This window comes from Aeromonas aquatica (assembly GCF_000764655.1).
Taxonomy (GTDB): Bacteria; Pseudomonadota; Gammaproteobacteria; order Enterobacterales; family Aeromonadaceae; genus Aeromonas; species Aeromonas aquatica.
Window position 1 is genome coordinate 1 of the sequence record NZ_JRGL01000033.1, and the last position, 12,503, is coordinate 12,503.

Here is a 12,503-nt window from a genome sequence, read left to right on the forward strand (position 1 = left end):
CTATTTCAGGACTAGACAAGGACTAGACACGGTCATCACATAGGCACGATAAATGTCGTGCTGAGGCGGGCGTCTCAGTCCTTCTTCAGATCCAGGTGGATGGCGCCCACCGGCTTGCAGCAGCAGGGCAGGCACTCACCCTGGGAGACAAATGCCAGCGGCACATGGGGGTAATGCACCTTGCCAGCCAGCAGCGGCGTGCGGCAGGCACCGCAATAGCCGCTGCGGCACTGAAACTCCAGCCGATGGCCGTGGCGCTCCAGGGTCTCCAACAGGCTCTCGCCGGGATGGGCGTGCAGGACGCCATCCTGGGTATGCACCCGTGGTGAACCGGCCTCGCTCTGCGCGGAGGCAGAGCAGGGGGCAGGGGGTAGCATGTTGGTGGCGTCACTCACGGTGCGAAGTCACCCAGGCCGTCTGAGTGCACTTCACTGTCGATCTGGCCGTCCAGCAGGTCGGGCAGCTGACTCACAGCTCGAAGTCACCGAGATCGTCTGCGTGCACTTCGCTGTCGATCTGGCCGACCAGGTAGGAGCTCACCTCCACTTCCTGTGGGGCGACCTGCACGTTGTCAGAGGAGAGCCAGGTGTTGATCCAGGGGATGGGGTTTTGCTTGGCGCCGGCGAAGGCTGGCTGCAGACCGACCGCACTCATGCGCAGGTTGGTGATGTACTCCACGTACTGGCAGAGGATGTCCTTGTTCAGGCCTATCATGGAGCCGTCCTGGAACAGGTACTCGGCCCACTCCTTCTCCTGAATGGCGGCTTCCTTGAAGATCTCGAAGCAGGCTTGCTCGCACTCGGCGGCAATCTCGGCCATTTCGGGATCGTCCTGGCCGGTGCGCATCAGGTTCAGCATATGCTGGGTGCCGGTCAGGTGCAGGGCCTCGTCGCGGGCGATCATCTTGATGATCTTGGCGTTGCCTTCCATCAGCTCGCGCTCGGCGAAGGCAAAGGAGCAGGCGAAGCTGACGTAGAAGCGGATCGCCTCCAGGGCATTGACGCTCATCAGGCACAGGTAGAGCTTCTTCTTCAGCCCCCGCAGGGTGATGGTCAGCTCGCGCTCACCCACCCTGTGGGTGCCTTCACCGTGCAGGTGGTAGAGGGCGGTCGCCTCGATCAGATCGTCGTAGTAGTGGCTGATGGAGCCGGCACGCTTCAAGATCTGCTCGTTGGTGATGATGTCGTCGAACACCTGCCCCGGGTTGTTGACGATGTTGCGGATGATGTGGGTGTAGGAGCGAGAGTGGATGGTCTCGGAGAAGGCCCAGGTCTCGATCCAGGTCTCCAGCTCCGGGATGGAGACCAGCGGCAGCAGCGCGACGTTCGGGCTGCGACCCTGGATGGAATCCAGCAGGGTCTGGTACTTCAGGTTGGAGATGAAGATGTGCTGCTCATGGGGCGGCAGGGCCTGGTAGTCGATGCGATCGTGGGACACATCCACCTCTTCCGGACGCCAGAAGAAGGAGAGTTGCTTCTCGATCAGCCGTTCGAAGATGTCGTGCTTTTGCTGATCATAACGGGCCACGTTGACCGACTGGCCGAAGAACATCGGCTCCTTGAGCTGGTCGTTCTGGGTCTGGCAGAAAGTTGAATAAGCCATGGTGATTTGAATGTCTTGAATGAGAGGAAACAGGAGGGCGGGAGCTTCATGCTCCCGCCCGGTTCATCAGATCGTGCTGCGACTTATATTTTACAAGCCCCGCCGGCGCAACCGTCATCTTGCAGATCGGTCTGGGCATCGTCCGCACCATCACGGGTGTTGTGATAGTAGAGGGTCTTGAGGCCGTATTTGTAGGCGGTCAGCAAGTCCTTGAGCAGCTGCTTCATCGGGACCTTGTTGCCTTCGAAACGGGCCGGGTCGTAGTTGGTGTTGGCGGAGATCGCCTGATCCACAAACTTCTGCATGATACCGACCAGCTGCAGATAACCGTCGACGCTCGGCTGCTTCCACAGCAGTTCGTACTGATCCTTCAGGCGATGGTACTCGGGCACCACCTGCTTGAGGATACCGTCCTTGGAGGCCTTGACCGACACCAGGCCGCGGGGCGGCTCTATGCCGTTGGTGGCATTGGAGATCTGGCTGGAGGTCTCGCTCGGCATCAGGGCGGTCAGGGTGGAGTTGCGCAGACCCACTGTCTTTATCTCTTCACGCAGGCTTTCCCAGTCCAGGTGCAGCGGCTCGTTGCACAGCACATCGAGATCCTTCTTGTAGGTATCGATGGGCAGGATCCCCTGGGCATAGGTGGTCTCGTTGAAGGCCGGGCAGGGGCCAAACTCGCGGGCCAGCTGCACCGAGGCCTTCAGCAGGTAGTACTGGATCGCCTCGAAGGTGCGGTGGGTCAGCGCGAGGCCAGAGCCGTCGGAGTAGCGAGCACCATTTTTCGCCAGATAATAGGCATAGTTGATGACCCCAATCCCCAGGGTGCGGCGGTTCATGCTGCCCTTCATCGCGGCTTTCAGCGGGTAATCCTGATAATCCAGCAGCGCATCCAGGGCGCGCACCGCCAGATCCGCCATCTCTTCCAGGTCTTCCAGCTTCTCGATGGCGCCGAGGTTGAAGGCAGACAGGGTGCACAGGGCAATCTCGCCCTCTTCGTCATCCACGTTGTTGAGCGGCTTGGTGGGCAGCGCAATCTCGAGACAGAGGTTGGACTGACGCACCGGGGCCACGCTCGGATCGAAGGGGCTGTGGGTGTTGCAGTGATCCACGTTCTGGATGTAGATGCGACCGGTACCGGCGCGCTCCTGCATCATCAGGGAGAAGAGATCCACCGCCTTGAGGGTCTTCTTGCGAATGGACGGATCCTGCTCGTACTTGACGTAGAGCTGCTCGAACTTGTCCTGATCCGCGAAGAAGGCGTCGTACAGACCCGGCGCATCGGAGGGGGAGAACAATGTGATGTCGCCGCCCTTGATGAGGCGCTGGTACATCAGCTTGTTGATCTGCACCCCGTAGTCCATGTGACGGACCCGGTTCTCTTCCACGCCGCGGTTGTTCTTCAGGACCAGCAGGCTCTCCACCTCTGTGTGCCACAGGGGGTAGAACAGGGTGGCCGCACCGCCGCGCACGCCGCCCTGGGAGCAGCATTTGACCGCCGTCTGGAAGTATTTGTAGAAGGGGATGCAGCCGGTGTGGAAGGCTTCGCCGCCACGGATGGGGCTGCCCAGACCACGGATGCGGCCGGCGTTGATGCCGATGCCCGCGCGCTGGGAGACGTAGCGCACAATGGCGCTGGCGGTGGCGTTGATGGAATCCAGGCTGTCATCGCACTCGATCAGCACGCAGGAGCTGAACTGACGAGTCGGGGTGCGCACGCCGCTCATGATGGGGGTGGGCAGGGAGATCTTGAAGGTCGAGACCGCATCGTAGAAACGCTTGATGTAGTCCAGACGGGTATCTTTCGGATACTTGGAGAAGAGGCAGGCCGCCACCAGGATGTAGAGGAACTGCGGGCTCTCGTAAATCTCGCCGGTGACGCGGTTCTGCACCAGGTACTTGCCTTCCAGCTGCTTGACTGCGGCGTAGGAGAAGTCCATGTCACGCCAGTGATCCAGGTGCTCGTTCAGCTCCTCGAATTCGGCCTGGCTATAGTCGGTCAGCAGGTGCTTGTCGTACTTGCCCATGTCTACCAGACGGGCGACGTGCTGGTAGAGGTGGGGCGGCTCGAACTGACCGTAGGCCTTCTTGCGCAGGTGGAAGATGGCCAGGCGGGCGGCCATGTACTGGTAATCCGGGCTCTGTTCGGAAATCAGATCGGCGGCAGCCTTGATGACGGTTTCGTGGATGTCGGCGGTACGGATACCGTCATAGAACTGGATGTGGGACTTGAGCTCCACCTGGGAGACTGACACGTTGTCGAGCTTCTCGGCGGCCCAGTCGAGCACGCGGTGAATTTTATCCAGATCGATGGGTTCTTTGTGGCCGTTACGCTTCGTCACAAACAAGTTCATTGGCTGATGACCTTTAGTTGATTCCCGAAAAACCATGGCGCCACGCATCCAGGGTTCCCTTCTCTAGGGTGGCCTGGGGGCGAAGTGCGCCATGAATCACAAGATATAGTGTTATTTTAAATTCGAACTACAAGATAGTGAGGTCGTCCCCGCATTGCAACGTGTGGATAACCCGATTGCTGTGGATAAATTGTGGGTGTCATGACCGATGTTAGTGGACGCTCACAGTGAGTGGGTTTTCATGCGTCCGCTCCGCTAAATGCAAGTCCGATGATCGAACATGGAAAATTTAAATAACTTTTTTTTCTTGCGAAAACGGGACGTTTTTACTAGCAAATTCAGGCTGGTTATCCCTTGTGCAGCAAGGGTCAAAAGCTGTCCGAACGGGGCGGCGGCGCAGCCTCCATGAAAAGGAAAAGGGAGCCGGTGTTGGCTCCCGCTGGCGGGGGCTGGTCGGGATCCTTGTCCCCCAGACATCCCCTGGACCTCTGTCTAGGGGGATAAAGCTGCCCGCGGGATCCATCAATGAACGGCATGGTCCCGGTCGAGGCGAACTCAGCTCAGCTCGTAGCGCAGCCAGTGGTGCAGCGCCTGCACCGTATCGAACTGCAGGTCCGCGCCCCAGTCGGCGGGATCCTCGTCGTCGTGCAGATAACCCCAGCCTGCCACCGCGGTGCGCATGCCCGCGTTGCGACCCGCCTCGATGTCGCGCACGTGATCGCCGACATAGAGGCAGTGGGCCGCCTCTACGCCGAGCCGCTCGCAGGCATAGTACATGGGAGCGGGATCGGGTTTGCGCACCGGCAGAGTGTCGGCACTCACGGTCACGCCACAGTTGGCGAGTGCCGGCAGGGCAGCCAGCAGCGGCTCGGTCAGAAAGCCCGGCTTGTTGGTGACGATGCCCCAGGGCAGGGCGCGCTCGTCCAGCCACTCGATGAGATCAGTCATGCCCTCATAGGGGCGGGTGCCGACACAGAGGTTGGCCGCGTAATGGTCGAGCAGGGCAGCGCGCAGGCGCCCAGCACCCAGCTTTTCCAGCAACTCGTCGCCAAGGCCCGCCCTGAGCAGCCCGAGCGCACCGTGGGAAGTGGTCTGGCGGATGATGTCGTCAGAGAGCGGCGCGAAGCCTTCGCTCACCAGCACGTGGTTGACGGCGGCGCCGAGATCCGGGGCCGTGTCGAGCAGGGTGCCGTCCAGATCGAACAGCACGCAACGCAGGGGCGCCTTGTCAGTGGTGTTCATCAGCCTTGCTCCGGGCGCACGAAGGCCACCATGTAGTTGACGTCGACGTTGGCGCCGAGTTTGAAGCGGTTGGACAGCGGCGCGTAGTGCACCCCACTCATGTCTTTCACCAGCAGGCCCGCCGCTTCCCCCATGCGGCACAGCTCGGCCGGGGTGATGAACTTCTTGTGATCGTGAGTGCCTTTAGGGACCATTTTGAGCAGGTGCTCGGCCCCCAGGATCATCATCAGATAGGCTTTCGGGTTGCGGTTGATGGTGGAGACGAACACCTTGCCGCCAGGGCGTACCAGAGTGGCGATGGCGCGCAGCACCGAGGCCGGATCCGGCACGTGTTCCAGCATCTCCATGCAGGTCACCACGTCATATTGGCCTGGCGCCTCGCTGGCATGCTGCTCGGCGGTCATCTGCTGATAGTCGAGCTCCACGCCGGCCTCCAGCGCATGGAGACGGGCGACGCCGAGCGGCTCCTTGCCCATGTCGATACCGGTGACCCTGGCGCCACGGCGCGCCATGCTCTCGGAGAGGATGCCGCCGCCGCAGCCGATGTCAAGCACGCGTTTGCCAAACAGGCCGCCGCTCTTGTCGGTGATCCAGTCAAGGCGCACCGGGTTGATTTGATGCAACGGCTTGAACTCGCCTTCCATGTCCCACCAGCGGGAGGCGATGGCTTCAAATTTGGCGATTTCTGTCAGATCGACATTGGCATCAGTATTCATTTTCGTGGATCCTGTGGCAGGGCGCACAAGCCTGGTGACAGGCGCGCAATCTATTGTCCTGGCGGGCATTATAACGAACGGACTTATGCAAACCAGCCCGATTTGTGGCTTAAGGTATGTCGCGTCCTGTGTTACCATTGCGCGCTGTTTAAGCCAAAGAACAACTAATTAGGGATTAAGGCTTTCTATGAGCGATCTGGCCAGAGAGATCACGCCGATCAACATCGAAGAAGAGCTCAAGAGTTCCTATCTGGATTACGCCATGAGCGTGATCGTAGGACGAGCTCTGCCGGATGTGCGTGATGGCTTGAAACCGGTTCACCGCCGCGTTCTGTTTGCTATGAACGAGTTGGGGAACGACTGGAACAAGCCCTACAAGAAATCGGCCCGTGTGGTCGGTGACGTAATAGGTAAATATCACCCGCATGGCGATAGCGCCGTGTATGACACCATCGTCCGCTTGGCGCAGGATTTCTCCATGCGTTACATGCTGGTCGACGGTCAGGGCAACTTCGGTTCGGTCGACGGCGACAGCGCCGCCGCCATGCGTTACACCGAAGTGCGGATGGCGCGCATCTCCCACGAGTTGCTGGCCGATCTGGACAAAGAGACCGTGGACTGGGTGCCGAACTACGACGGCACCGAGATGATCCCGGCTGTCATGCCCACCAAAGTGCCCAACCTGCTGGTCAACGGCTCCTCCGGTATCGCGGTGGGCATGGCGACCAACATTCCGCCCCACAACCTCACCGAGATCGTCAACGGCTGTCTGGCGTTGATCGAGAATGGCAATCTCACCATCGATGAGCTGATGACCTATATCAGCGGCCCTGACTTCCCCACCGGCGCCATCATCAACGGTCGCTCCGGCATCGTGCAGGCGTACCGCACCGGTCGTGGCTCCATCTATGTGCGTGCCAAGGCCGAAGTGGAAGTGGACGACAAGACGAGTCGCGAGACCATCATCGTTCACGAGCTGCCTTATCAGGTGAACAAGGCACGGTTGATCGAGAAGATCGCCGAGCTGGTCAAAGAGAAAAAGGTCGAGGGCATCAGTGCCCTGCGCGATGAGTCTGATAAAGACGGTATGCGCATCGTTATCGAGATCAAGCGCGGCGAGTCCGGCGAGATTGTGCTGAACAATCTCTACAAGCACACCCAGATGCAGACCACGTTCGGCATCAACATGGTGGCGCTCGATAACAACCAGCCCAAGGTGATGAACCTTAAAGAGATCCTGGATGCCTTCCTGCTGCACCGCCGTGAGGTAGTGACCCGCCGGACCGTGTTCGAACTGCGCAAGGCGCGGGATCGGGCCCACATCCTGGAAGGCCTGGCGGTGGCGCTGGCCAACATCGACCCCATCATCGCGCTGATCCGTCACTCCGACACCCCGGCGGACGCCAAGGCCAAGCTTGTGGCGAACGGCTGGGAGCTCGGCAACGTGGCCGCCATGCTGGAAAAAGCAGGCGACGACGCGGCCCGTCCCGAGTGGCTGGAGTCCCAGTTCGGTATCCGTGAAGGCCAGTACTTCCTGACCGAGCAGCAAGCCCAGGCCATCCTTGACCTGCGTCTGCACAAGCTGACCGGCCTCGAGCACGAGAAGATCCTGGAAGAGTACCAATCTCTGCTGGATCTCATCGCCGAGCTGCTGTTCATCCTGGCAAGCCCGGAACGGCTGATGGAAGTGATCCGCGATGAGCTGGTGGCCGTGCGCGAGCAGTATGGCGACGCGCGCCGCACCGAGATCAACTTCTCCAGCATCGAGCTCAATACCAAGGATCTGATCACCCCGGAAGACGTGGTCGTCACCTTGTCTCACCAGGGCTATGTGAAGTACCAGCCGCTGACCGACTACGAGGCGCAGCGTCGTGGTGGCAAGGGCAAGTCGGCTACCCGGATCAAGGAAGAGGACTTCGTGGAGCGTCTGTTGGTGGCCAACACCCACGACACCATCCTGTGCTTCTCCACCCGTGGCAAGGTCTACTGGCTCGAGGTGTATCAGCTGCCGGAGGCGTCCCGTGGCGCCCGCGGCCGTCCGATCATCAACCTGTTGCCACTGGAAGAGGGTGAGCGCATCACCGCCATCCTGCCGGTCAACGAGTACAGCGACGACAAGTACGTCTTCTTCGCCACCGCCGACGGTACCGTGAAGAAGACCAGCCTGTCTGCGTTCAGCCGTCCGCTCTCCTCCGGTATTCGTGCCATCAACCTCAAAGAGGGCGATGAGCTGATCGGGGTGGATATCACCGACGGCAGCAACGAGATCATGCTGTTCTCCGACGCGGGCAAGGTAGTTCGCTTCGCGGAAGGTAGCGGTCGCGCGGATGCGGATGCCAGCGACGACGTCGAAACCGATGACGACGCCGGCAACGACGATGAAGGCAGCGACAGCGTAGAAGGTGCCGACAGCACCGAGAGCAAGGGCACCTTCAAGGGCGTGCGTCCCATGGGTCGTACCGCCTCCGGTGTGCGCGGCATTCGTCTGCCCAATGGCAACAAGGTCGTCTCCCTGATCGTCCCCCGTGGCGAGGGTGCCATCCTGACCGCCACCGAGAACGGCTATGGCAAGCGCACCGCGCTGACCGAGTACCCGACCAAGAGCCGTGGTACCCAGGGCGTCATCTCCATCAAGGTGGATGATCGCAACGGCAAGGTGATCGACGCCATCCAGGTCGAGGATACCGACCAGATCATGCTGATCACCAACGGCGGCACCCTGGTGCGTACCCGGGTTGCCGAGGTGAGCATCATAGGTCGTAACACCGGCGGTGTGCGTCTGATCCGTACCGGTGAAGACGAGACCGTGGTCGGCCTGCAGCGGATCGCCGAGAGCGACGAGGAAGAGACCGACGTCGTGGCCATCGACGGTGAGCAGGTGGAAGGTGCAGATACTGCGCCAGACGCCGGTGCTGCCGACGCAGGCTCCAGCGAAGAGGGGACGGCGAGCGACGAATAATCGCCCGTCTACCCCGACAAAAAGAGCGACCCCAGGGTCGCTCTTTTTATTGCGCTATTTTTACCGCCATCCTAGCGATGTCATCTTGGTAATTCTCTATAAAAATCCATAAGGCAGCACATTTACATCGATAAACATAATTTTTATAGCTGTTTGTATTGTGCTAGCGACCCCGGACGCGGCCAGTGGGCAGGGTCGGCGCTGACGGCGCCGACAGCAGGATCCCGCGTCATCAAGGGATCATCCGGCCGTCATCCCGTTGTCACGGGGCCGGGGCAAGCTGCCACTGTCCGAGCGCCAAAGGTGAACTCGGCAAATCCATCGATGCCATCCAAGAGGAGCATGCCATGACCAGCTGGATAATGTGGGAGATCTGGTGGAGCCGGATGTGGGGGGCAGAGGCCAAGGGCGTCTTGGCGGAGGAAGAGGAGGTGGCCCATGAGCCATCGCGCCTGCCGGCAGAGTTGATTGTGCAGATCAAGCCGGTGCGGCCCTACCCGTCGCGACCCAGGGGCTGAGCGGCGCAGCCCCAGCCTTCAGAACAGCCGCAACTGCTCGTTGGGGCGAATGAAACGGGTCAGATCCAGCTGAACGTGGCGCTTGCCAAGCTGCAGCCGTTTGCTGATCAGCCGAAAGCGCTGGGCGAGCAAGTCCGCAAACTGGCCTTCTCCCCGCATGCGGGTGCCAAAGGCGGGGCTGTTGAGGTTGCCACCCCGGCTGGCCCGCAGCTGGTTCAGAATGGCTTCCTTCTGGCCGGGGTAATGCTCGTCCAGCCAGTCGCTGAACAGGGTCGTCAGCTCGTGGGGCAGGCGCAGCAGTATGTAGTCGGCGCAACCGGCACCGGATTCGACCGCCGACTTGATGATCTGCTCGAGTTCGGGCTCATTCAGGCGCGGGATCATGGGAGCGGCCAACACCCCGACCGGCACCCCGGCCCCGGCCAGCTTCTCGATCACCTTGAGTCGCCCGGCGCCCGTGCTGGCACGAGGCTCCAGCTGCCGCCTCAGCGTCTCGTTGAGGGTGGTGACCGACACCATCACCTGACACAAGCCTTCCCGGGCCAACTCGGTCAGCAGGTCAATATCCCGCAATATCATGGCGCTCTTGGTGATGATCCCCACCGGGTGGCGGTGAGCCAGCATCACCTCAAGCAGCTCACGGGTGAGCCGATAGTGCTGCTCGATAGGCTGATAGGGATCGGTATTGGCGCCGAGCACTATGGTCTGGGGCTGGTAGCTCGGCTTGGCGAATTCCCGGCGCAGCAGCGCGGCGGCATTGCGCTTGGCGAACAGCCGGGTCTCGAAATCCAGGCCGGGTGAGAGCTCCAGATAGGCGTGGCTGGGTCTGGCGTAGCAATAGATGCAACCGTGCTCGCAACCCTGGTAGGGGTTGATGGAGCGGCCGAAGGGGACATCCGGCGACAGATTGTGGCTGATGATGCTCTTGGCCTCTATCTCGCGCACTTGTGTCTGAGGCGCCTGAGGTTGAAATGCGGTTTCCCACTCCTGTGCTTGCCAGCCATCGTCGATGGCCTCGACTTGTGGACCACTGAAGCGGTGCCCAACATTGTGACTGCTGCCTCGTCCTGCCATCTCACCACACCGATACTGTTTATATATACAGTTATTGTGGCGAGGGTTCCGGCAAACTGCAAGCCCGGCCGCCCGCCTTATGTAAAACTGCATCGCAAATGAATCTCCCGCTTGATCTGCTGCTACATTTCGTTTACATAGACGAAATGCGAACTGGATCACGGAAATCATCATGAAGCCCACCACCTCACGCTGGCTGTTTATCGGAGTGATCTGCCTGGTCATCTGGCGCCTCATCCCGCTCTCCACCGAGCAGGCGCTGGCGACGGCCAGCCGGGCCTGGCGTGTGGGCCACTTCGAGCAGGCGACCCATATCTGGCTGCCGCTGGCGGAGCAGGGACAGCCCAGGGCCCAGGCACTGATGGGCTGGAGCCACGAGTTGGGGCAGGGGAGTGAACAGGATCTGGCCCGTGCCATCGCGCTCTATCGTCGCTCCGCCGAGGCGGGGGATGCCTTTGGTCAATATCGACTGGCGGATCTTTACTTGCGTGGGGTCGGGGTGCCGCGGGATCTGCGCGCGGCCTTTCACTGGATGGAGCTGGCGGCCCGCAACGGCGATGTGCCCGCCATGCTGAAAGTGGGGGTGTTGCACCTGATGGGGGTGAACGGTCGGGTCGACATGGCGCAGGCGAAACAGTGGCTCTATCAGGCCTCGCAGAAAGGCAACAAGCTGGCCCTTCGGGTCTTGCAGGAGCTGGCGTTGGCCGAGGAGGGGAACAGCACCTTCGATTTCAACGGGCAGTCGCTGCTTGGAGAGGGCTAGCCGTTGGTGGCCGGCCCCCTTCCCTCATTGAGTATCAGTTTTTTCAGGCACTGGCGGTCACTTTGCCCGGGCTGATGTCGGTGACATAGAGGGTGCTGCGTTCGCTGCTGTGCACTATGCTGCACACCTCGCGCTTGCTGCCGTCGCTCAGGATCACCAGCTCGCCAAGATGGACGGGACAGTGGGTCGTCAGTATGTGATCCGGATGGATGATTTTCTCCGCGTGCTCCGGAAACGAAATCTCATAGCTGTACATCTTTCTCTTCCTCTCAGACGAACGCCTATCTCGAAACCTAGCACCCGGTCGCCATTACCGCTGCTCCCAACAGCGGCAAAGACCCAGCCATTGCTGTATGTAAAATCGCCCTGGCAACTTGTCTGAGTCGTGACGTCTGATACAATCCCCACTGTTCCTGTCAATGAATGGCCTCGCACGGACATCAAAGTGTGTATCACGGCGTGTACAAACCGTATTGTGAACGGTGAAACATCAAAGTGAATGGCTTGATTTTAAAGGACTTCTTCAATCTGCATGTGGCCTTTGGTAGGGGTCACCACTGTTAAGGAAATACATAATGCCAATCATTACTCTGCCTGACGGCAGCCAACGTCAATTTGCCCACGCCGTTTCCGTCATGGACGTCGCCGCGGACATAGGTCCGGGCCTCGCCAAGGCATGCATTGCCGGTCGGGTAAACGGTGAACTGGTGGATGCCTGCGAGCTGATCGAAGCCGATGCCTCCCTGGCCATCATCACCGCCAAAGACGAAGAAGGTCTGGACATCCTGCGCCACTCCTGTGCTCACCTGCTGGGTCATGCCATCAAGCAACTCTGGCCCCAGACCAAGATGGCCATAGGTCCTGTCATCGATAACGGTTTCTACTACGACATCGATCTCGATCGTACCCTGACCGACGAAGATCTGGCTGCCCTGGAAGAGCGCATGCTGGCGCTGGCCGCCAAGGATTACGACGTCATCAAGCAGAAAGTCTCCTGGCAGGAGGCACGCAACGTGTTCGAAGCCCGTGGCGAGACTTACAAAGTCGAGATCCTGGATCAGAACATTGCCCGTGATGACCAGCCCGGTCTGTATCATCACGAAGAGTACGTCGACATGTGTCGTGGCCCCCACGTGCCGAACATGCGTCACTGCCACCATTTCAAGCTGCAGAAGATGTCCGGCGCCTACTGGCGTGGCGACTCCAACAACAAAATGTTGCAGCGGATCTACGGTACCGCCTGGGCCGACAAGAAGCAGCTCAAGGCTTACCTGCAGC

11 protein-coding genes are annotated in these 12,503 nt (G+C 60.3%); 4 read left to right on the forward strand and 7 right to left on the reverse strand.

Annotated elements, in window-relative coordinates; translation table 11 throughout:
• Positions 1-74 precede the first annotated feature (74 nt).
• The 5 genes from yfaE to ubiG form a co-directional block, all read right to left on the reverse strand.
• On the reverse strand, positions 75-395 hold the full coding sequence (gene yfaE / locus LG30_RS0107220) for a class I ribonucleotide reductase maintenance protein YfaE (protein WP_033130036.1): 321 nt from the start codon (positions 393-395) through the stop codon (positions 75-77).
• A gap of 73 nt (positions 396-468) precedes the next feature.
• Entirely contained in the window at positions 469-1,602 is a 1,134-nt protein-coding gene (nrdB, locus tag LG30_RS0107225) for a class Ia ribonucleoside-diphosphate reductase subunit beta (RefSeq protein ID WP_033130037.1), read from the reverse strand.
• Between the two features lie 83 nt (positions 1,603-1,685).
• On the reverse strand, positions 1,686-3,953 hold the full coding sequence (nrdA, locus tag LG30_RS0107230) for a class 1a ribonucleoside-diphosphate reductase subunit alpha (RefSeq protein WP_033130038.1): 2,268 nt from the start codon (positions 3,951-3,953) through the stop codon (positions 1,686-1,688).
• A gap of 555 nt (positions 3,954-4,508) precedes the next feature.
• The gene (locus LG30_RS0107235; protein WP_033130039.1) at positions 4,509-5,195 is read right to left on the reverse strand and encodes an HAD family hydrolase; all 687 of its coding nucleotides are present in this window, start codon (positions 5,193-5,195) and stop codon (positions 4,509-4,511) included.
• Entirely contained in the window at positions 5,195-5,911 is a 717-nt protein-coding gene (gene ubiG / locus LG30_RS0107240) for a bifunctional 2-polyprenyl-6-hydroxyphenol methylase/3-demethylubiquinol 3-O-methyltransferase UbiG (RefSeq protein ID WP_033130040.1), read from the reverse strand. Before ubiG ends, LG30_RS0107235 begins: the two co-directional genes overlap by 1 nt.
• A gap of 187 nt (positions 5,912-6,098) precedes the next feature.
• On the opposite strand from ubiG, the gene gyrA reads away from it, so the two are divergent.
• Together gyrA and LG30_RS22490 are read left to right on the forward strand one after the other, a co-directional pair.
• A complete protein-coding gene (gene gyrA, locus LG30_RS0107245) occupies positions 6,099-8,870 on the forward strand; it encodes a DNA topoisomerase (ATP-hydrolyzing) subunit A (RefSeq protein ID WP_033130041.1) in 2,772 nt (923 codons plus the stop codon).
• A 347-nt stretch (positions 8,871-9,217) separates the two neighbouring features.
• Entirely contained in the window at positions 9,218-9,388 is a 171-nt protein-coding gene (locus LG30_RS22490; protein ID WP_193354254.1) for a hypothetical protein, read from the forward strand.
• A gap of 18 nt (positions 9,389-9,406) precedes the next feature.
• Here the strand turns inward: LG30_RS22490 and LG30_RS0107250 are convergent, their stop codons facing one another.
• Positions 9,407-10,462: a PA0069 family radical SAM protein gene (locus LG30_RS0107250; protein ID WP_033130042.1), complete on the reverse strand. Its 1,056-nt coding sequence runs from the start codon at positions 10,460-10,462 to the stop codon at positions 9,407-9,409.
• Positions 10,463-10,634: 172 nt separating this feature from the next.
• Between LG30_RS0107250 and LG30_RS0107255 the strand changes: the two genes are divergently transcribed.
• The gene (locus tag LG30_RS0107255) at positions 10,635-11,225 is read left to right on the forward strand and encodes a tetratricopeptide repeat protein (protein WP_033130043.1); all 591 of its coding nucleotides are present in this window, start codon (positions 10,635-10,637) and stop codon (positions 11,223-11,225) included.
• Positions 11,226-11,268: 43 nt separating this feature from the next.
• Here the strand turns inward: LG30_RS0107255 and LG30_RS0107260 are convergent, their stop codons facing one another.
• Positions 11,269-11,481: a hypothetical protein gene (locus tag LG30_RS0107260; RefSeq protein ID WP_033130044.1), complete on the reverse strand. Its 213-nt coding sequence runs from the start codon at positions 11,479-11,481 to the stop codon at positions 11,269-11,271.
• Between the two features lie 319 nt (positions 11,482-11,800).
• On the opposite strand from LG30_RS0107260, the gene LG30_RS0107265 reads away from it, so the two are divergent.
• Positions 11,801-12,503: threonine--tRNA ligase (locus tag LG30_RS0107265; protein ID WP_033130045.1), on the forward strand; the 703-nt coding region annotated here is incomplete at its 3' end.

What these genes read in the sequence shown, in the direction of transcription:
- nrdB (WP_033130037.1), bottom strand. Translation starts at nt 1,602, where the DNA reads ATGGCTTATTCAACTTTCTGCCAGACCCAGAACGACCAGCTCAAGGAG.
- nrdA (WP_033130038.1), bottom strand. Translation starts at nt 3,953, where the DNA reads ATGAACTTGTTTGTGACGAAGCGTAACGGCCACAAAGAACCCATCGAT.
- LG30_RS0107235 (WP_033130039.1), bottom strand. Translation starts at nt 5,195, where the DNA reads ATGAACACCACTGACAAGGCGCCCCTGCGTTGCGTGCTGTTCGATCTG.
- ubiG (WP_033130040.1), bottom strand. Translation starts at nt 5,911, where the DNA reads ATGAATACTGATGCCAATGTCGATCTGACAGAAATCGCCAAATTTGAA.
- gyrA (WP_033130041.1), top strand. Translation starts at nt 6,099, where the DNA reads ATGAGCGATCTGGCCAGAGAGATCACGCCGATCAACATCGAAGAAGAG.
- LG30_RS22490 (WP_193354254.1), top strand. Translation starts at nt 9,218, where the DNA reads ATGACCAGCTGGATAATGTGGGAGATCTGGTGGAGCCGGATGTGGGGG.
- LG30_RS0107250 (WP_033130042.1), bottom strand. Translation starts at nt 10,462, where the DNA reads ATGGCAGGACGAGGCAGCAGTCACAATGTTGGGCACCGCTTCAGTGGT.
- LG30_RS0107255 (WP_033130043.1), top strand. Translation starts at nt 10,635, where the DNA reads ATGAAGCCCACCACCTCACGCTGGCTGTTTATCGGAGTGATCTGCCTG.
- LG30_RS0107260 (WP_033130044.1), bottom strand. Translation starts at nt 11,481, where the DNA reads ATGTACAGCTATGAGATTTCGTTTCCGGAGCACGCGGAGAAAATCATC.